Origin of the sequence: Mycobacterium rhizamassiliense (assembly GCF_900157375.1) — a bacterium.
In the GTDB taxonomy this organism is placed as follows: domain Bacteria; phylum Actinomycetota; class Actinomycetes; order Mycobacteriales; family Mycobacteriaceae; genus Mycobacterium; species Mycobacterium rhizamassiliense.
This window is the reverse complement of record NZ_LT721901.1, coordinates 2,561,989-2,580,243: the sequence shown is the minus strand read 5'-3', so window position 1 is coordinate 2,580,243 and position 18,255 is coordinate 2,561,989. Positions and strand designations below refer to the sequence as shown.

Here is an 18,255-nt window from a genome sequence, read left to right as displayed (position 1 = left end):
TGCGGTCGCTGGTGTCTTCCGCCAGGTTGTCGCGGGGGTATCGCCCGGATCTGCGCGGTCTTCGGCTGCTTTACGCTGGTCAGCGATGACCGACAACACCCCGGATATCCCGCTGGGGTCCTGGCTAGCCGACTTGCCCGACGAGCGGCTGATCCGACTGCTGGAACTACGGCCGGACCTTGCCCAGCCGCCGCCTGGCAATGTCGCCGCGCTGGCCGCGCGCGCCCAGGCCCGGCAGTCGGTGAAGGCTGCGACCGACGAGCTCGATTTCCTGCGGCTGGCGGTGCTCGACGCGCTGCTCGTCCTGCAGGCCGACAGCATGCCGGTGCCGACCGCGAAGCTGCTGGCGCTCATCGCTGACCGCGCCCCCGAGGCCGACGTGCAGGCCGCGCTGGACGACCTTGGCGAGCGCGCGCTGGTGTGGGGCGACACCGCCGCGCGCGTTGCCCCCGACGCCGGCACGGCGCTGCCGTGGCATCCGGGACAGGTCACGCTCGAGGATTCCTCGCGCACCGGCGAGCAGATCGCCGCACTGATCGACGGCCTCGAGCAGGCGCAGCGCGACGTGCTGGACAAGCTGCTCGAGGGATCCCCGATGGGGCGCACCCGCGACGCGGCGCCCGGCGCACCGGCCGACCGGCCGGTCCCGCACCTGTTGGCGATCGGCCTGCTGCGACGCGTCGATGCCGAGACGGTGATCCTGCCGCGCCACGTCGCCCAGGTGTTGCGCGGTGAGCACCCCGGCCCGATGACGCTGACGGCACCCGATGCCGTCGTGTCGACCACCACCGCCCACGACGTCGACGCCGCGGCGGCCGGGGCCGTCATCGACCTGTTGCGTGAGGTCGACGTGCTGCTCGAAATCCTGGGCGCCGCACCGGTTTCCGAACTGCGCAGCGGCGGCATGGGCGTTCGCGAGGTCAAGCGGCTGACCAAGACAACAGGGATCGACGAACCGCGGCTGGGCCTGGTCCTCGAGGTCACGGCCGCGGCCGGCCTGATCGCCAGCGGGATGCCGGATCCCGCGCCCGACAGCGGCGACGGACCGTATTGGGCGCCGACGGTGGCCGCGGACCGGTTCACCGCGCTGTCCGCGGCGGAGCGCTGGCACCTGCTCGCCACCACCTGGCTCGACCTGCCCGGCCGCCCCGCGCTCATCGGCAGCCGCGGGCCGGACGGCAAACCCTATGGGGCGCTGTCGGATTCGCTGTACTCGACGGCCGCTCCGCTGGATCGGCGGCTGCTGCTGGGCCTGCTCGCCGAGCTGCCGCCCGGGGCCGGTGTCGATCCGGCGACGGCGTCGGCGGCGCTGATCTGGCGGCGCCCGCGCTGGGCCAGGCGCCTGCAACCCGAGCCCCTCACCCATCTGCTCGCCGAAAGCCACGCGCTGGGCTTCGTCGGCCGCGGGGCGATCAGCACGGCCGGCCGCGCGCTGCTCGAAGACGCCGACGACCCGGCCGCCGCCACCGAGGCGATGAGCCGGGCATTGCCCAAACCCATCGACCACTTCCTGATGCAGGCCGACCTCACCGTCGTGGTGCCCGGGCCGCTGCAACGCGAGCTCGCCGACGAACTGGCCACCGTCGCCGCGGTCGAATCGGCCGGCGCGGCGATGGTCTACCGCATCAGCGAACAGTCCATCCGGCACGCGCTCGATATCGGCAAGACCCGCGACTGGATGCACGCGTTCTTCACCAAGCATTCGAAAACACCTGTACCGCAAGGGCTTACCTACCTGATCGACGACGTGGCGCGCCGCCATGGTCAACTTCGAATCGGCATGGCCACGTCCTTCGTGCGCTGCGAGGACCCGGCCCTGCTGGCTCAGGCCGTCGCCGCCGCGGCCGAGGACCTGCAGCTGCGCGCCCTGGCTCCGACGGTGGCCGTCTCGCCCGCGCCGATCGCCGAGGTGCTCGCTGCGCTGCGCAGCGCGGGCTTCGCTCCGGCGGCCGAAGACTCCTCCGGCGCCATCGTCGACGTCCGGCCGCTGGGCGCGCGGGTGTCCACGCCGCAGCAGCGCCGGCCCTACCGGCCCCCGCCACGCCCCAGCGGCGACACGCTCAACGCCGTCGTGTCGGTGCTGCGGAAGGTGACCGCCGCGCCATTCGGCAACAGCCGCGTCGACCCCGCCGTCGCGATGTCGCTACTGCAGCGCGCCGCCAGGGAACAGGACACGCTGGTGATCGGTTATCTAGATCCGGCCGGTGTGGCCACCCAGCGGGTGGTGTCGCCTATCACCATCAAGGGCGGCCAGCTGGTGGCCTTCGATTCGGCCTCCGGACGGCTGCGCGACTTCGCCATCCACCGCATCACGTCGGTGATGTCGGCACACGAACGATAATGAAAGATATGCGCGCCGGCGACGATGCTGAACAGAGTGAAGAGGAGGAGTGGCACTAGATGTCTGACGGACCGTTGATCGTGCAGTCCGACAAGACGGTGCTGCTCGAAGTTGACCACGAGCTGGCGGGCGCGGCGCGTGCCGCCATCGCGCCGTTCGCCGAGTTGGAACGCGCACCCGAACACGTGCACACCTACCGCATCACGCCGCTGGCGCTGTGGAACGCCCGCGCGGCGGGCCATGACGCCGAGCAGGTCGTCGACGCGCTGGTCAGCTTTTCGCGCTATGCGGTGCCGCAGCCGCTGCTGGTCGACATCGTCGACACCATGGCCCGCTACGGCCGGCTGCAGTTGATCAAACACCCGGCCCATGGCCTCATGCTGGCGAGCCTGGATCGCGCGGTGCTCGAAGAGGTGTTGCGCAACAAGAAGATTGCGCCGATGCTGGGCGCCCGGATCGACGACGACACCGTGATCGTCCACGCCAGCGAGCGCGGCCGGGTCAAGCAGATGTTGCTCAAGATCGGTTGGCCCGCCGAGGATCTCGCGGGCTACGTCGACGGCGAGGCGCATCCGATCACCCTGCACGAGGACGGCTGGCACCTGCGCGACTACCAGCAGCTGGCCACGGACTCGTTCTGGGCCGGCGGCTCCGGGGTGGTCGTCCTGCCCTGCGGCGCGGGCAAGACGCTGGTCGGAGCGGCGGCGATGGCGAAAGCCAGTGCGACGACGCTGATCCTGGTCACCAACATCGTTGCCGCGCGGCAGTGGAAACGCGAGCTGATCGCGCGCACGTCGCTGACCGAGGAAGAGATCGGCGAGTACTCCGGCGAGCGCAAGGAGATCCGGCCCGTCACGATCTCGACCTACCAGATGATCACCCGCCGCTCCAAAGGCGAATACCGCCACCTGGAACTCTTCGACAGCCGCGACTGGGGGCTGATCGTCTACGACGAGGTCCACCTGTTGCCCGCTCCGGTGTTCCGGATGACCGCAGACCTGCAGTCCAAGCGGCGACTTGGGTTGACCGCCACGCTGATTCGCGAAGACGGCCGCGAGGGCGACGTGTTCTCGCTGATCGGGCCGAAGCGCTATGACGCGCCGTGGAAGGACATCGAGGCGCAGGGCTGGATCGCCCCGGCGGAGTGCGTCGAGGTCCGGGTCACCATGACCGACAACGAGCGGATGATCTACGCCACCTCCGAACCCGAAGAGCGCTACAAGGTTTGCTCAACGGCGCATTCGAAGATCGCTGTGGTGAAGTCGATCCGCGACAAGCATCCGGGTGAGCAGACGCTGGTGATCGGCGCGTATCTCGACCAGCTCGACGAGCTCGGCACCGAGCTCGATGCCCCGATCATCCAGGGCTCCACCCGGACCAAGGAACGCGAGGCGCTCTTCGATGCCTTCCGTCGCGGCGAGGTGTCGACGTTGGTGGTGTCCAAGGTCGCGAACTTCTCCATCGACCTACCGGAAGCCTCCGTGGCGGTGCAGGTTTCGGGGACATTCGGCTCACGCCAGGAAGAGGCACAGCGGCTCGGCCGGTTGCTGCGTCCCAAGGCTGACGGCGGTGGCGCGATCTTCTACTCCGTGGTCGCCCGCGACAGCCTGGACGCCGAGTACGCCGCGCATCGGCAGCGCTTCCTCGCCGAGCAGGGCTACGGCTACATCATTCGCGACGCCGACGACCTACTGGGGCCGGCGATTTAGAGCGACAGGATGGTCGCCGACGCGGTACCCGGTGCGCCGTAGACCTGCGCCAGCCCGACGCGCGGATTGCCGGGCACCTGACGGTCCCCCGCCTCGCCGCGCAGCTGGCGAACCAGCTCGTGCACCTGCCGCAGCCCCGATGCACCGATCGGCTCACCGTTGGCGATCAGCCCGCCATCGGTGTTGATCGGAATCGAGCCGTGGATCTCGGTGGCCCCGTCAGCCAGCAGCTTCTCTTGCTCGCCGTCGGCGCACAGGCCGGTCTCGGCCATGTGGATGACCTCGGCGCCGGCGTCGGTGTCCTGCAGCTGGGCGATGTCGACATCCTCGGGACCGATGCCCGCCGCTTCGTAGGCGGCCTTGGCCGCATATACCGTCGGCGACGGGTCCTCGTCCAGCGGCGCCGAGGTGGCGTGCACCTCGTAGGCGCCGAACGTGCGGGTGCGGATCTCGCTGGCCTTGACGTAGACCGGCTTGTCGGTGAACTTGTGCGCGATGTCGGCGCTGCACATGATGACCGCGGCGGCACCCTCGTCGGGCGCGCAGAACATGTACTGCCGCAGCGGGTAGTTCAGCACCGGCGAAGCCATGATCTCGTCGATCGAAATCTCCTTGCGCCGGAACGCATTCGGGTTCAGCACACCGTTGCGGAAGTTCTTGTTGGCCACCCGCGCCAGCGTCTCCTCGGAGATGTTGTGCTTGTGGATGTAGTGGTTGGCCTTCATGCCGAAGAACTTGGTGGTGACGAATTGGCCGTTGTTGGCGTACCACTGCGGCAGCGCCAGCTTGGCGGGGTCGTCGGTGAACGCGCCGCGCGGGTGCTTGTCCAGGCCGATCGCGATGCCGAGGTCGTACTTGCCCAGCCGGATGGTGTCGGCGGTCTGCTGAATGGCGCTGGCCGCGGTGGCGCAGGCGTTGAAGACGTTGGTGAAGGTGATGCCGGTCAGCCCGACCAGGCGAGTCACCGCGTCCGGGTTGGACACCTCGTAGCTTCCGCCGAACCCGAACTGGATGTCCTTCCACGCCACACCGGCGTCGGTGAGCGCCAATTGAATGGCCTCGGCACCCATCTCCATCGCGGTCTTCTCGAACCGGCCGAAGGGGTGCAGCCCCACGCCGATGATCGCTACGTCGTTGCTCATCTCAGTTCTCCTGGGTTAGATGGTGGCGACCCGCTATCACCCGGCTTCGCCGCGCTCGCGATCGCCACTACACCGGCTGGAACGCGAAGGTGATGATCTCGTTGCCGTCCGCATCGGTGGTGAACGGCACCATGGTGAGCTCGACCTCCTGGCCGAACTGCAGCTTGGCGGGGTCGTTCTCGGTCAGCCGGCCCTCGACGCGAATGACGTCACCGAGCTGGACCAGGCCCACGCCGAACGGGACGAATTCCTTACCGGTCGGGCCGGCGTACGGCGCCCCGGGCGGAAAGCCCTGGGTGGTCCATGCGATCAGCGTGCCGCGACGCGGCAGGTTCACGTCGGTCATCGCGCCGCCACTGCAGCGCGGGCAGCGCTGCTGCACCGGGAAGGCGGTGGCGTCGCAGTCGCCGCATCGACTCCCGATGAGCTGCGGGTTTTCGTCAGGCCACGTAGAGATCTCGGGAGCGATTGCCTTCTGCATTGAGGGGTCCTCCGACGTCCGGTAAAGAACAGAACTCACTGAACCGTATAACAGCCTTCCGAAAAGTGGAAACCGCATTCTCATTCTGTGCTTGGCGGCGTCTTCCCTTCACACGGAGCCAAACCCTTCAGCCCGATCGCCACCCCGGCTTACGGTCACCCGGGCAACACCGGTGTCGACCCCTCCGCGCACGCCCGCCTACCCCCGAGGTTGTTGAGAGCAATGGTGAACAGTTCCCCCGGGACGATCGCGGGACCCACACCGGCGCCCGACGCCGGCAACCTCTGGAAGCGGCACCAATGGAGCATCGTCCGCATCTCGTCGCCGGTGGTGCTGCTGGTGGCATGGCAGGTTCTCAGCGCGACCGGCCTGATACCGCAGGACGTGCTGCCCGCCCCACAGTTGATCTTCGACGCCGGGCTGCAACTAGTGCGCGACGGGAAGCTCACCGAGGCCCTCGGGGTATCGGGGGTACGGGTGCTCGAGGGTCTGCTGCTCGGCGGAATCATCGGCGTCGTATTGGGTGTCGCCGTGGGCCTGTCCCGCTGGCTCGAGGCCACCGCCGACCCGCCGCTGCAGATGGTGCGGGCGCTGCCCCACCTGGGTCTGATCCCGTTGTTCATCTTATGGTTCGGAATAGGCGAACTGCCAAAGGTTCTGCTCGTCGCGCTCGGCGTGAGCTTTCCGCTGTACCTGAACACGTTCTCGGCCATCAGGCAGGTCGACCCCAAGCTGCTGGAAAATGCTGACGTCCTTGGTTTTTCGCTGTGGCAGCGGCTGCGCATCATCATCCTGCCAAGCGCGGCGCCGCAGGTGCTGGTGGGCCTGCGCCAGTCGCTGGCCATCGCGTGGCTGACGCTGATCGTCGCCGAACAGATCAACGCTGACAAGGGAATTGGCTTCCTGATCAACAACGCGCGCGACTTCCTGCGCATCGACATGATCATCTTCTGTTTGGTCGTCTATGCGCTGCTGGGCATTTCGACCGACGCCATCGTCCGAGTACTCGAACATCGAGCCCTGAGGTATCGCGAATGACCGTGACATCCGAACGGCGAACCGCCGTCGTCGGCAGTCTCACCAACGTCGACAAGTGGTATCGCAAGCGAAAGGTGCTCGACGACGTCTCCTTGCAAGTCCGCACCCACGAGATCGTCGCGTTGGTCGGTCGCAGCGGCGGGGGCAAGTCGACGGTGTTGCGGGTGCTGGCGGGCCTCGCCCCCGACCATGGCGGCATCCGCGAGGTCGCCGGCGCACCGGCCGTCGCCTTCCAGGAGCCACGGCTGTTCCCATGGCGCGACGTGCTCACCAATGTGCGGTACGGCCTCAATCGCGCCCGGTTGTCCGACGACGCCGCCCTGAAGCGTTCCACGGAGGCGCTGGCCGAGATCGGGCTCGCCGACCACGCCGAAGCGTGGCCGCTGACGCTGTCCGGCGGCCAAGCGCAGCGGGTCTCCCTGGCGCGGGCGCTGGTCGCCGAGCCAAAGCTGGTGCTGCTCGACGAACCGTTCGGGGCGCTCGACGCGCTGACCCGACTGTCCATCCGCGCACTGCTTTTGCAGTTGTGGCGCCGGCACGGGTTCGGGGTTCTGCTGGTGACCCACGACGTCGAGGAGGCGACCGCGCTCGCCGATCGGGTGCTGGTGCTCGAGAGCGGCCGCATCGCGCACACCATCGAGATAGAGCATCCGCGACCCGCCCCCGGCGAACACGTCGGCGAGCACGAGCGCTACCGCGAGGACCTGCTGCGCAAATTGGGCGTCCAGGTTTGACCGCGCGGCTGCGGCTGACCCTCCGGGTCGCGATGGCGGCCGCGCTCGTGGCGTGCGCGCCGGGCTGCGTGTCGCGAACGCTGGGACCGCAGCTGATCGCGGTGCCGGCGCCCATCCCCTCGTCGGAGCTCTCCGATGTCACCCTGCAGGTCGGCGACCAGAAGGGCGGAACCGAGGCACTGCTGCGCGCCGCCAACGTTCTCGACGGCCTACCCTATCGAATTGCCTTCTCCACGTTCACCTCTGGGCCCCCGCAGATCGAGGCCCTGACCGCAGGCAAGATCGACTTCGCCATCACCGGCAATACCCCACCGGTGTTCGGCGCAGCGGCCAACTCCAAGACCAGGGTGGTCTCGGTGTGGGATGGCGCGTCGGCCGGTGAGCAGACCCTGGTACGCACGGATTCGTCGATCACCTCAGGCCGAGACTTGAAAGGCAAGACGATCCTGGTGGCCAAGGGCAGCGCCGCGCATGCCAATGTGCTCGAACATCTTTCGGATGCGGGGCTCAAGCCGAATGACGTCAAGCTGGTGTTCCTGCAGCCCGCCGACGCGTTCTCGGCGTTCGCCAACGGACAGGGCGACGCCTGGGTCATTTGGGAGCCCTACACATCGCAGGCCAACCTGAGGCTGAAGGTGCGCAACATCGGCACGGCCGAGAACGGCTATTGGTTCGGCAGCGCATCGATCAACGCGTTGACCGACCCGAAACGCAATTCAGCACTGGCCGATCTGCTGGTCCGCTATCAGAAGGCCGCGCAGTGGGCGCGGGGGAATCCGTCGGAGTGGGCCGAGAAGTACGCCAAGGCCGTGGGACTGGACCTCAAGGTCGCCGCGCTCGCGCAGAGCCACCTGCTGCGGCTCCCCATTCCGCTCGACGACAAGGTGGTCGCCGCCGAGCAGCGGCTCGCCGACCTGTTCGCGGCCGCCGACCAGATTCCGGAGGCGCCTGACTTCGCCAAGTGGGTCGACCGTAGGTTCAACACTGTGCTCGCGGCGAGCGGCACGACATGACGACGCGAGGAGACGACGATGGCAGTCATCGTGCTACTTGAACTCAGATTCAAACCCGAGGAAGTCGGCGCGGGGCGTGAGCTGATGGGCCGGACGTTGGAAACCACCCGGGCGTTCGAGGGCAATCTGCAGACCGACGTGTGGTTCGACGAGGAAGACGAAGCGCACTGGATCATCTACGAGGTGTGGGACTCGATCGAGCACGACGAGGCCTACCGCGCGTTTCGGGCCGGCGAGGGCAAGGTGACCCAGCTCCCTCCGCTGCTGGCCGCACCGCCGTCCAAGACGCGCTACCTCACCAGCGACGTCTAACTCAGCGCGGGAATCACTTCGCGTTCGAATAACTCGATGCCCGAGCGGTCGTAGGCCGCCTCGGGGAAGTAGCAGATCGCGTACTCGCAGCCAAGGTCGCGGACCTTTGCGATGCGCTCGATGACTTGTTCCGTTGTGCCCGTTGCACCCTCGGAGCCGCCGGAGAGCATCGCCGCGGCCGCCGCCTGGGGGACGTAGCGGGACATGCGGTCGAGTATCCGCGCCTGCCGGTCTTTGACGTCGGCCTCGGAGCTGCCGATGATCGCGCTGAAGTTGGCCGAGCGCACGATGGCGTCGTAGTCGGTGCCCACGTCGCGGCAGTGCTGCGCCAGCACATCCGATTTGTGCTTGAACGCCTCGAGCTCCGGCGTGAAGTTCGTGTATTGCGCGTACTGCGCGGCGATCCGCAGCGTCACCTTCTCGCCGCCGCCTGCGATCCAGAACGGAATTCCCCCGTTCTGCAACGGCTTTGGCTCGACGATCGCGCCGTCCACCTGGTAGTGCTTGCCGTCCAGGCTGACCTTGCCGTCGCGCCAGGCGTCGCGCATGATCTGCACGCCCTCGTCCAGCCGGGCCAGCCGCACACCCGCCGACGGAAAGCCGTAACCGTAAGCGCGCCATTCGTGTTCGTACCAGCCGCCGCCGATCCCCATCTGGATGCGGCCACCGGAGATGATGTCCGCGGTCGCCGCCACCTTGGCGAGGTAGACAGGATTGCGGTAACTCATCGCCGTGCACATCTGCCCGAGCTTGATCCGCGAGGTGGTCGCCGCGTACGCCGCCATCAGCGACCACGCCTCGTGGGTGGCCTCGCCCGTCGGCATCGGCACGGTGTGGAAATGGTCGTAGACCCACAGCGAGTCCCACGCGCTGTCGTCGGCGTAGGTGGCAAGGTCGCGCATCACCGCCCAGTGCTTTTCGGGTTCGATATCGACCAGATCCATCCGCCAGCCCTGCGGAATGAAGAGTCCAAAGTGCATAGCTACGGACTTTAGACCGCACCGCCCGCCGCGGATATACCGATCAGCTCACAGCGGATCGCTATGTTGCACCCAGGCCATTCCTGGCCGCGGCACCGTAAATGAGAGGCATGACGAACATCCCCTCCCCCTCGCACGACGCCCCTGTGGCCGACGCCCGTCGTCGGCAGATCCGCACCATGCAACTGTTGTTCGCCGGGGCCGCGGCCGTGGCGACGCTGGCCCTCTTCGGTACCGCCCAGCCCGGCGGCGCTACGGTGTCCCTCGCCTCCGCGGGCACCCCCCACGTGAGCATCAACGGCGGCGGCGCCGGCGGCGTCAAAGCCGTCAACGACGACAGCCCCGGCGGCGTCAACGACCAAGGCCAGACCTCCGGCGACATCTTCACGCAGAACGCCCAGGACCAGAGCACCGCCGACGGCGCGGGCACCTCGTAAATCCCTGCGCAACAATCGGTTTCACCTGAGCCCAATCCCCCCAACAGCCACGGGCGGTCCCCCAGCCGCCCGTGGCTTCATGCTCCCAGCGCCGCCAACGCGGCGTCCACCGATTTCTCCCGCAACTGCCGCTGTGGCGTGTCAGGAAACTGCAGACAGCAGTCCTGCAGGCCACCCAACGCGACGACCGCCCGGGTGGCCTGAGCCAGCGTCGGCCGCGGACCGAACATCCGCTTACCGAGCCGGCCATGCCAGGCCAGCACCTTGTCGATGAGGCCGAGGTCGGTAAGCATCGTCCACTCGGACAGCACCAACATCAGGTCTTGGCGATGCCGGTAGAAGAAATCGAAATACCCCTCCAGCAACTCGCGGGCGTCGGCGTCGTCGCGGCCCTCCTGGTCGGCGACGAACCGCTCGCCCTCCTCGATCAGCGGCATCAGGATGCTGCGCACCAACTCTTCCCGCGATGAGAAGTGGTAGTACAGCGCGGGTTTGGTGATGCCCAGCTTGTCGGCGATGTCCTGCAGGCTGGTGCGCTGCACGCCCTGCTGCCGAAACAAGTCCCGCGCAACTTCTTGAATGCGCCGTCGCGTATCCGACCGCGGTCTGGTCACCAGAAAATAGTAGCTGACTTACCGATAGGTAAGTGCTATCTTAGGGTGACCTAACCTGGAGGAGGTCGACATGCGGATCCTCATCTCGGGCGCCAGTATCTCGGGCCCGGTGCTGGCGTATTGGCTGACCCGCCACGGTTTCGAGGTCACGGTCGTCGAACGGGCGGCCGAGCTTCGCAAGACCGGGGGCCATGCCGTCGACCTGTTCCGGCCGGCGATGGAGATCTCGGAAATGATGGGCGTGCTGCCACGGATCGAGGCGCTCGCCACCGGGACGACCGAGATGGCCATGCATCGCGAAGGTGTCCGGCGCCCGGCGCGCGTCGATCTGACCAAGGTCTTTGGCGCGTCCTCCGACCGGCATGTCGAGATCATGCGCGACGACCTCAGCGAGGTCTACTACGACGCCGGCCACGATGGCGTCGAGTACCTGTTCGGGGATTCGATCACGGCCATCGCGCCGGACGGAGATGTCACGTTCGAGCACGGCGCGCCGCGCAGCTTCGACGTCGTCATCGGCGCCGACGGCCTGCACTCCAACGTCCGCCGCCTGGTGTTCGGCGAGGACGCCGGGCACGGCCGGTTCCTCGGTGGCTACCTGGCGGTCGAGTCGGTGCCGAAATCGCTTGCTCGCGACGGAGAGATGGTCGTGCACATGGGCGCCGGCCGCATGGCGGGCATCTACACCGCACAACCCCTGGATGACGCGCGGGCATTGTTCATGTTCCGTAGCAAGGAAGAACTGCAGTACCACTACCGGGATGCCCTGCGGCAGAAGGAAATCCTGCGGTCGACCTTCGCCGGAATGGATCCGGCGGTGGACGAGTGGCTCGGCGAACTCGAGCGTACGCCGACGTTCTACTTCGACTCGATCATCCAGCTGGAGATGGACACCTGGTCGCGCGGGCGGGTCACGCTGGTCGGCGACGCCGGGTACTGCCCCGGGCCGGCGGTCGGCGGCAGTACCAGCATCGCGGTGCTGGGCGCCTACGTGCTGGCGGGCGAATTGGCCGAAGCGAAGGGCGATTACGCGCGGGCGTTCGCGGCCTACGAACGGGCAATGGCCGACGCCGTGCGCCGCAGCCGGGCGTTCGCGCGGGCGGCGGCGAAAACCATCGTGCCCGGCTCCCGGGCCGGGGTGTGGGCGCTGGCCGGCGCCGCCCAGCTGATCTCGGCGCTTCCCGCTCCCCTCACCAAGGCGATCGCCAAGCTCAACACGAGCGGCGCCCGGCTGTACGACTCAATGCAGTACCGCCGGTACGCCGAAATCGACGTTTGACAGAATGGCCGCTGAAGCATCCCACGAAAGGAACAATCTGCGATGGAGCTCAGCGGCGTCGGGATATGGAGCAGTCAACTTCGCTACGGCAATTCGGCCGAATCTGCCGATGCCGCAGCGGAATTAGATGAGCTTGGTTTCAAGGCGCTGTGGATCCCCGATGTCGGCGGCCCAGTCCTCGATGCTGTGGGGCACCTGCTCGCGTCGACCAAGCGCACGGTCATCGCCACCGGAATCCTGAACCTCTGGATGCACGCGCCCGGCGACGTCGCCGAACGATATGCCGCGCTGACCGCCGAGCACGGGGACCGGTTCCTGCTGGGCATCGGGGTCAGCCACGCTCCGCTGATCGACGCCGGCGAACCGGGTCGCTACCGCAAGCCCCTGGCGGCGACGGCGGCGTTCCTCGATGGGCTGGATGCCGCACCGCAGCCCGTGCCCGTCGACAGGCGGGTCCTCGCAGCGCTGGGCCCGAAGATGCTTACCCTGTCCGCCACCCGCGGCCGCGGCGCGCATCCCTATCTGGTCACGCCCGACCACACCGCCTCCGCCCGGGCGACGTTGGGCGAGGGTCCGCTGCTGCTGCCCGAGCAGACCGTCATCCTCACCGACAACGCCGACGAGGCACACAGCATCGGAAAGGACTGGCTGCGCGCGTATTTGGCGTTGCCGAACTACGCCAACAATCTGCTGCGGAGCGGGTTCACCGAGGACGATGTGGCACAGGTCAGCGATCGGCTCCTCGACGCGATCATCGCGTGGGGCGACGAGGAAGCCATCCTGCGCAGGGTCGCCGAGCATCGTGACGCCGGCGCCGACCATGTCTGCGTGCAGGTGCTGCTGGCCGACCCGACGGCCTTCCCGCGCGAGGAGTGGCGCCGGATCGCCGCCGCGATCTGACCCGGGAAACGCAAAAGCCCCCGAAGGCAACCCTTCGGGGGCTTTTGCGTCTGGAGAAACTACGTCAGCGAGGCAGGCGGCAGGAAGCGGTCGCCGTATTTGGCGGCCAGTTCCTTGGCCCGGGCCACGAAGGCTTCCTTACCGATACCGCCCGCGCCCTGGTAGCCGACGATGAACTGCGCGCTACCACCGGTGTACGGCGGGAACCCGATGCCCATGATCGAGCCGATGTTGGCGTCGGCGGTCGAGGTCAGCACGCCCTCGTCGAGGCACTTCTGGGTTTCCAGCGCCTCGGCGAACAGCATCCGATCGATCATGTCCTGCAACGGAATTTCCGCGCTTCCGGACTTGAACGTCTCGCGCAGGCCCGGCCACAGCCGGGTGCGCTTGCCGTCGACGTACTCATAGAAGCCCGCGCCCTTCAGCCGCGACGGCCGCTCGAGCTCGATCATCTTCTCGACGACGGCCTCGGCCGGGTGCGGCTCGTGGGTGCCGCCCGCATCCTCGACGCCCTTGCGGGTAGCGGTCGCGATCTTGTGCATCAGCTCCAGGTTGAGCTCGTCGGACAGCTGCAGCGGCGGCGCCGGGTAGCCGGCCTGCGAACCGGCGTGCTCGACACTGGCGGGCTCCACGCCCTCGCCGAGCATCGCCAGCGCCTCGTTCACAAACGTGCCGATGACGCGGCTGGTGAAGAAGCCGCGGCTGTCGTTGACCACGATCGGAGTCTTGCCGATGGCCAGCGTGTAGTCGAACACCCGGGCCAGCGCCTCGTCGGAAGTCTTTTCACCCCTGATGATTTCGACCAGCGGCATCTTGTCGACCGGCGAGAAGAAGTGGATCCCGACGAAGTCCTCCTGGCGCTTCACGCCGGTCGCCAGACCGGTGATGGGCAGCGTCGACGTGTTGGACCCCAGCAGCGCGTTGGGTTCGACGACGTCCTCGATCTCCTGGAACACCTTGTGCTTGAGGTCCTGGTTCTCGAAGACCGCCTCGATCACGAAGTCGACGCCCTTGAAGGCCTCGGGGTCGGCGGCAGGCGTGATGCGGTCCAGCAGCGCCTTGCTCTTCTCCTCGGTGGTCTTGCCCCGCTCGAGCGCTTTGGCCTCAAGCTTTTCCGAGTAGTTCTTGCCCTTCTCGGCGGCCTCGATGCTGACGTCCTTGAGGACCACGTCGAAGCCGGCCTTGGCCGAAACGTAAGCGATGCCGGCACCCATCATGCCCGCGCCCAGCACACCGATCTTGTTGATCTTGACCGGCTCGATGCCGTCGGGGCGCGAACCGCCGGAGTTGATGTACTGCAGGTCCAAGAAGAACGCCTGGATCATGTTCTTGGCGACCTGGCCGGTGACCAGCTGGGTGAAGTAGCGGCTCTCGATGCGGCTGGCGGTGTCGAAGTCAACCTGCGCGCCCTCGACGGCCGCATCCAGGATGGCCCGCGGCGCGGGCATCGGCGCACCCTTGAGCTGCTTCTTGAGCAGCGCCGGGAAGGACGGCAGGACGCCAGCCAGCGCGGGGCTGGACGGGGTACCGCCGGGCATCTTGTAACCCTTTTTGTCCCAAGGCTGTTCGTGTGAGTCGGGGTTGGCCTTGATCCACTCCTTGGCGGCGGGAACCAATTCCTCGACCGAGCCGACGAGCTCGTCGACCAGGCCGATCTCCTTGGCCTTGGCGGGCTTGAAGCGGGTGCCCTGCGACAGCACGTTCATGAAGGCGTTCTGGATGCCGAACATCCGCACGGTGCGGGTGACCCCGCCGCCGCCGGGCAGCAGGCCCAGCGTTACCTCGGGCAGGCCGAGCTGACTTCCCTTGACGTCGGCCGCAATTCGGTGGTGACACGCGAGCGCGATCTCCAGGCCGCCGCCCAGCGCGGCGCCGTTGATGGCGGCCACGACCGGCTTGCCCAACGTCTCCAGGGCGCGCAAGTCGCGCTTGACCGACTCCACGGTGTCGAACGCCTCGCCGGCGTTCTCGGGACCGAGGTTGATCATCGCCTTGAGGTCACCGCCGGCGAAGAAGGTCTTCTTCGCGCTGGTGATGACCACGCCGGTGACCGAATCCTTCTCGGCCACAAGGCGTTCGACGGTGTTGTGCATGGACGTGCTGTAGTGCTCGTTCATCACGTTGGCCGACCCGGTCGGGTCGTCCAGCGTCAGGGTGACGATGCCGTCGCCGTCCTTGTCCCAAGCAATGGTGTTCTCTGGCATGTCCTTAAACCCTCTCGATGATGGTGGCGACACCCATGCCGCCACCAATGCACAGCGTGATCAGCGCGCGGCGCGCGTTGCGGCGCTCGAGCTCGTCGACCATGGTTCCGGTGATCATGGCGCCGGTGGCGCCCAGCGGGTGGCCCATCGCGATGGCGCCACCGTTGACGTTGAGCTTCTCGTCCGGGATGTTGAGGTCCTTCTGGAACTTCAGCACCACCGACGCGAACGCCTCGTTCAGTTCGAACAGGTCGATGTCGTCGATCGTCATCCCCGCGCGATCCAGCACCTTCTGAGTGGCGGGCGTTGGGCCGGTGAGCATGATGACCGGGTCCGCGCCACTGGTGGCGGTGGCCACGATGCGCGCCCGCGGGGTCAGGCCCTGCGACTTGCCCGCGGCTTCCGAACCGACCAGCACCAGCGCGGCGCCGTCGACGATGCCCGAGCTGTTGCCGCCGGTGTGCACGTGGTTGATCTTCTCGACGTAGTGGTACTTCTGCAGCGCGACATCGTCGAAGCCGCCCATCTCGCCGACTCCGTCGAAGGCGGTCTTCAGCTTGCCGAGGCTCTCGACGGTCGATCCGGGCCGCATGTGCTCGTCGTGGTCGAGGATGACCAGACCGTTCTGGTCGCGGACCGGGATGACTGACTTGGCGAAGTACCCGCCCGACCACGCCGCGGCGGCCTTGTCCTGCGAGCGGGCCGCGTACGCGTCGACGTCCTCGCGGGAGAAGCCCTCGATGGTGGCGATCAGGTCGGCGCCGATGCCCTGCGGCACGAAGCCGATTCGGTAGTTGGTCTCCGGGTCGGTCGCCCAGGCGCCGCCGTCGGAGCCCATCGGGACGCGGCTCATCGACTCGACGCCACCGGCGAGCACCAGGTCGTCCCAGCCGGAGCGCACCTTCTGCGCGGCAGTGTTGACGGCCTCCAGGCCCGAGGCGCAGAACCGGTTGAGCTGCACGCCACCGGTGGTCTCGGGCAGCCCGGCCACTAAGGCCGCGGTACGGGCGATGTCGCCGCCCTGGTCGCCGACCGGGGAGACGACACCCAGGATCAGGTCGCTGATCAGGTTCTCGTCCAGGTCGGGGTTGCGCCTGCGGAGCTCCTCGACCAGGCCGACCACCAGGTTCACCGGCTTGACCTCGTTCAGCGAGCCGTTGCGCTGCTTGCCGCGTGGAGTGCGGATGGCCTCATAAATGAAGGCTTCTTCGGACATGTCGATTTCCTCTTCGCAAAATGGGGTTTCGGATCCGTGTACCAGCACCCTAACAGGGGTTCCCGGCCAACCTGTTGGTTGGTCAGGTCGCCGCTGCTCAGTGGCCACGAGCGTGACACTGCAGTCACAGTCGACCCCGGGCGTGACGGTGCGGTCACGTTCGGGCGCAAAGCTAAGCTCAACGACCATGACCGTCTCGCGCCTACGGCCCTACGCGACCACGGTGTTCGCCGAGATGTCGGCGCTGGCCGCGCGGATCGGCGCGGTGAACCTCGGTCAGGGCTTCCCCGATGAGGACGGGCCCCCCGCGATGTTGAAGGCCGCGCAGGAGGCCATCGCCGACGGCGTCAACCAGTACCCGCCGGGGATGGGCATCGCGCCGCTGCGCCAGGCGATCGCGGCCCAACGGAAGCGGCACTTCGGCATCGAGTACGACCCCGACACCGAGGTGCTGGTGACCGTCGGTGCCACCGAGGCGATCGCTGCCGCGGTCATCGGGCTGGTCGAGCCCGGCTCCGAGGTGCTGCTGATCGAGCCGTTCTACGACTCCTACTCACCGGTGGTCGCGATGGCCGGCGCGCGGCGGGCCGCCGTGCCGCTGGTCGCGGACGGCCGCGGCTTCGCTCTGGACACCGACGCGCTGCGCCGGGCGGTCACACCCGCGACACGGGCGCTGATCGTCAACACTCCGCACAACCCGACCGGCGCGGTGCTGAGCGCGACCGAGTTGGCCGCCGTCGCGGAGATCGCGGTCGAGGCCGACCTGTTGGTGATCACCGACGAGGTCTACGAGCATCTGGTTTTCGACGGGCGCAGGCACCTGCCGCTGGCCGGCTTCGACGGCATGGCCGAGCGCACGATCACCATCTCCAGCGCGGCGAAGATGTTCAACTGCACCGGATGGAAGATCGGCTGGGCTTGCGGCCCAGCGCATCTCATCGCCGGGTTGCGGGCTGCCAAGCAGTATTTGAGTTACGTCGGCGGTGCGCCCTTCCAGCCCGCCGTTGCCCTGGCGCTGGACACCGAGGACGGCTGGGTGGCCGAGCTACGAAGTTCGTTGCAAGCCAGGCGTGATCGGCTGGCCGCGGGGCTTACCGACATCGGCTTCGCCGTGCACGAGAGCAACGGCAGCTACTTCCTCTGCGCCGATCCGCGCCCACTCGGGTACGACGACAGCACGGCCTTCTGCGCGGCCCTGCCGGAACAGGTCGGCGTGGCGGCCATTCCGATGTCGGCGTTCTGCGATCCGGCGGCACCGCACACCGATGTGTGGAATCACCTGGTGCGCTTCACCTTCTGCAAACGCGACGACACCCTCGAAGAGGCGATCAGGCGACTGTCCGCGCTCAAGAATGGGGCTGGGTAGGACCCTCGTCGCCCATCACGCGCGTGCGCAGGCCCTCCAGCGCAGCGTTGAGGATTTTGTTACCGGCCGAACGCACCCAGAACCCGGGCAGCGGCACCCGAAGCTCGATCGTGAGGCTGAATCGCACCCGGGTCTTCTCGTCGCCCTCGCGCTCCAGGTTGTATTCGCCGTGCTGAGCGTGTTGTTGGGAGGTCCGCTGCGCATCCCAGACCATCCAGTCGGGGCCCCAGTGATATTCGACCAATTCGGTGTCCGCGATGCCGCTCACCCTGATCGTCATTCTCACGTGATGGGGCAGGCCGTCCGGATAGCGGTCGACGACTTCCACTCGCCTGTGCAACGGGGACCAGGAGGGGACGGCGTCCATGTCGGAGAGCGCCTCCATGATCACTGTCGGGGGCGCCTCAATGACAATCTCAGACGATGCGCGTATGGCCACCATCTACCAAGTTAGACCTCGCGCTGCCCCGCCGAGCCGAAAAGCGGTAA

17 protein-coding genes are annotated in these 18,255 nt (G+C 67.5%); 10 read left to right on the top strand and 7 right to left on the bottom strand.

The genetic code is table 11. The features are described 5' to 3' along the window. The first annotated feature begins 85 nt into the window (after window positions 1-85). Window positions 86-2,341: a helicase-associated domain-containing protein gene (locus tag MRAB57_RS12665; protein WP_077087860.1), complete on the top strand. Its 2,256-nt coding sequence runs from the start codon at window positions 86-88 to the stop codon at window positions 2,339-2,341. Window positions 2,342-2,400: 59 nt separating this feature from the next. Continuing rightward, entirely contained in the window at window positions 2,401-4,050 is a 1,650-nt protein-coding gene (locus MRAB57_RS12660) for a DNA repair helicase XPB (protein WP_077087859.1), read from the top strand. Here the strand turns inward: MRAB57_RS12660 and MRAB57_RS12655 are convergent. Together MRAB57_RS12655 and MRAB57_RS12650 are read right to left on the bottom strand one after the other, a co-directional pair. Continuing rightward, a complete protein-coding gene (locus MRAB57_RS12655) occupies window positions 4,047-5,192 on the bottom strand; it encodes a thiolase family protein (RefSeq protein WP_077087858.1) in 1,146 nt (381 codons plus the stop codon). The genes MRAB57_RS12660 and MRAB57_RS12655 overlap by 4 nt on opposite strands. Before the next feature lie 67 nt (window positions 5,193-5,259). Further along, on the bottom strand, window positions 5,260-5,673 hold the full coding sequence (locus tag MRAB57_RS12650) for a Zn-ribbon domain-containing OB-fold protein (RefSeq protein WP_077087857.1): 414 nt from the start codon (window positions 5,671-5,673) through the stop codon (window positions 5,260-5,262). A gap of 222 nt (window positions 5,674-5,895) precedes the next feature. Between MRAB57_RS12650 and MRAB57_RS12645 the strand changes: the two genes are divergently transcribed. From MRAB57_RS12645 to MRAB57_RS12630, 4 genes are read left to right on the top strand one after another with little or no spacing between them, the layout of a single operon-like run. Beyond that, window positions 5,896-6,711: an ABC transporter permease gene (locus tag MRAB57_RS12645; RefSeq protein ID WP_077087856.1), complete on the top strand. Its 816-nt coding sequence runs from the start codon at window positions 5,896-5,898 to the stop codon at window positions 6,709-6,711. Further along, on the top strand, window positions 6,708-7,445 hold the full coding sequence (locus tag MRAB57_RS12640) for an ABC transporter ATP-binding protein (RefSeq protein ID WP_077087855.1): 738 nt from the start codon (window positions 6,708-6,710) through the stop codon (window positions 7,443-7,445). Before MRAB57_RS12645 ends, MRAB57_RS12640 begins: the two co-directional genes overlap by 4 nt. Before the next feature lie 32 nt (window positions 7,446-7,477). Further along, entirely contained in the window at window positions 7,478-8,458 is a 981-nt protein-coding gene (locus MRAB57_RS12635; protein ID WP_077090576.1) for an ABC transporter substrate-binding protein, read from the top strand. An 18-nt stretch (window positions 8,459-8,476) separates the two neighbouring features. Beyond that, on the top strand, window positions 8,477-8,770 hold the full coding sequence (locus MRAB57_RS12630) for a putative quinol monooxygenase (RefSeq protein WP_077087854.1): 294 nt from the start codon (window positions 8,477-8,479) through the stop codon (window positions 8,768-8,770). Here the strand turns inward: MRAB57_RS12630 and MRAB57_RS12625 are convergent. Then, the gene (locus tag MRAB57_RS12625) at window positions 8,767-9,750 is read right to left on the bottom strand and encodes an LLM class F420-dependent oxidoreductase (RefSeq protein WP_077087853.1); all 984 of its coding nucleotides are present in this window, start codon (window positions 9,748-9,750) and stop codon (window positions 8,767-8,769) included. The genes MRAB57_RS12630 and MRAB57_RS12625 overlap by 4 nt on opposite strands. Window positions 9,751-9,860: 110 nt before the next feature. Between MRAB57_RS12625 and MRAB57_RS12620 the strand changes: the two genes are divergently transcribed. Continuing rightward, a complete protein-coding gene (locus MRAB57_RS12620; protein WP_157900598.1) occupies window positions 9,861-10,187 on the top strand; it encodes a hypothetical protein in 327 nt (108 codons plus the stop codon). 77 nt (window positions 10,188-10,264) lie between these two features. Here the strand turns inward: MRAB57_RS12620 and MRAB57_RS12615 are convergent, their stop codons facing one another. Further along, a complete protein-coding gene (locus tag MRAB57_RS12615; RefSeq protein ID WP_077087851.1) occupies window positions 10,265-10,801 on the bottom strand; it encodes a TetR/AcrR family transcriptional regulator in 537 nt (178 codons plus the stop codon). A gap of 70 nt (window positions 10,802-10,871) precedes the next feature. Between MRAB57_RS12615 and MRAB57_RS12610 the strand changes: the two genes are divergently transcribed. Together MRAB57_RS12610 and MRAB57_RS12605 are read left to right on the top strand one after the other, a co-directional pair. Continuing rightward, window positions 10,872-12,080, top strand: a complete 1,209-nt coding sequence (locus MRAB57_RS12610; RefSeq protein WP_077087850.1) for an FAD-dependent monooxygenase — start codon at window positions 10,872-10,874, stop codon at window positions 12,078-12,080. Window positions 12,081-12,122: 42 nt separating this feature from the next. Beyond that, window positions 12,123-12,980 (top strand): LLM class F420-dependent oxidoreductase, encoded by an 858-nt coding sequence (locus MRAB57_RS12605; RefSeq protein WP_077087849.1) that lies wholly within the window; start codon window positions 12,123-12,125, stop codon window positions 12,978-12,980. 59 nt (window positions 12,981-13,039) lie between these two features. Here the strand turns inward: MRAB57_RS12605 and MRAB57_RS12600 are convergent, their stop codons facing one another. Together MRAB57_RS12600 and MRAB57_RS12595 are read right to left on the bottom strand one after the other, a co-directional pair. Then, on the bottom strand, window positions 13,040-15,184 hold the full coding sequence (locus MRAB57_RS12600; protein WP_077087848.1) for a 3-hydroxyacyl-CoA dehydrogenase NAD-binding domain-containing protein: 2,145 nt from the start codon (window positions 15,182-15,184) through the stop codon (window positions 13,040-13,042). Window positions 15,185-15,188: 4 nt separating this feature from the next. Next, complete coding sequence (locus MRAB57_RS12595) at window positions 15,189-16,400, bottom strand: acetyl-CoA C-acetyltransferase (RefSeq protein ID WP_077087847.1); 1,212 nt, start codon at window positions 16,398-16,400, stop codon at window positions 15,189-15,191. A 187-nt stretch (window positions 16,401-16,587) separates the two neighbouring features. Between MRAB57_RS12595 and MRAB57_RS12590 the strand changes: the two genes are divergently transcribed. Next, window positions 16,588-17,766, top strand: a complete 1,179-nt coding sequence (locus MRAB57_RS12590; protein ID WP_077087846.1) for a pyridoxal phosphate-dependent aminotransferase — start codon at window positions 16,588-16,590, stop codon at window positions 17,764-17,766. Here the strand turns inward: MRAB57_RS12590 and MRAB57_RS12585 are convergent. Beyond that, on the bottom strand, window positions 17,747-18,205 hold the full coding sequence (locus MRAB57_RS12585; RefSeq protein WP_108638083.1) for an SRPBCC family protein: 459 nt from the start codon (window positions 18,203-18,205) through the stop codon (window positions 17,747-17,749). The two genes, MRAB57_RS12590 and MRAB57_RS12585, sit on opposite strands and share 20 nt — an antisense overlap. Window positions 18,206-18,255: the final 50 nt, after the last annotated feature.

Excerpts from the sequence above, each read along its gene's own strand:
- MRAB57_RS12665 (WP_077087860.1), top strand. The coding sequence starts at position 86 with ATGACCGACAACACCCCGGATATCCCGCTGGGGTCCTGGCTAGCCGAC.
- MRAB57_RS12660 (WP_077087859.1), top strand. The coding sequence starts at position 2,401 with ATGTCTGACGGACCGTTGATCGTGCAGTCCGACAAGACGGTGCTGCTC.
- MRAB57_RS12655 (WP_077087858.1), bottom strand. The coding sequence starts at position 5,192 with ATGAGCAACGACGTAGCGATCATCGGCGTGGGGCTGCACCCCTTCGGC.
- MRAB57_RS12650 (WP_077087857.1), bottom strand. The coding sequence starts at position 5,673 with ATGCAGAAGGCAATCGCTCCCGAGATCTCTACGTGGCCTGACGAAAAC.
- MRAB57_RS12645 (WP_077087856.1), top strand. The coding sequence starts at position 5,896 with ATGGTGAACAGTTCCCCCGGGACGATCGCGGGACCCACACCGGCGCCC.
- MRAB57_RS12640 (WP_077087855.1), top strand. The coding sequence starts at position 6,708 with ATGACCGTGACATCCGAACGGCGAACCGCCGTCGTCGGCAGTCTCACC.
- MRAB57_RS12635 (WP_077090576.1), top strand. The coding sequence starts at position 7,478 with ATGGCGGCCGCGCTCGTGGCGTGCGCGCCGGGCTGCGTGTCGCGAACG.
- MRAB57_RS12630 (WP_077087854.1), top strand. The coding sequence starts at position 8,477 with ATGGCAGTCATCGTGCTACTTGAACTCAGATTCAAACCCGAGGAAGTC.
- MRAB57_RS12625 (WP_077087853.1), bottom strand. The coding sequence starts at position 9,750 with ATGCACTTTGGACTCTTCATTCCGCAGGGCTGGCGGATGGATCTGGTC.
- MRAB57_RS12620 (WP_157900598.1), top strand. The coding sequence starts at position 9,861 with ATGACGAACATCCCCTCCCCCTCGCACGACGCCCCTGTGGCCGACGCC.
- MRAB57_RS12610 (WP_077087850.1), top strand. The coding sequence starts at position 10,872 with ATGCGGATCCTCATCTCGGGCGCCAGTATCTCGGGCCCGGTGCTGGCG.
- MRAB57_RS12605 (WP_077087849.1), top strand. The coding sequence starts at position 12,123 with ATGGAGCTCAGCGGCGTCGGGATATGGAGCAGTCAACTTCGCTACGGC.
- MRAB57_RS12600 (WP_077087848.1), bottom strand. The coding sequence starts at position 15,184 with ATGCCAGAGAACACCATTGCTTGGGACAAGGACGGCGACGGCATCGTC.
- MRAB57_RS12595 (WP_077087847.1), bottom strand. The coding sequence starts at position 16,400 with ATGTCCGAAGAAGCCTTCATTTATGAGGCCATCCGCACTCCACGCGGC.
- MRAB57_RS12590 (WP_077087846.1), top strand. The coding sequence starts at position 16,588 with ATGACCGTCTCGCGCCTACGGCCCTACGCGACCACGGTGTTCGCCGAG.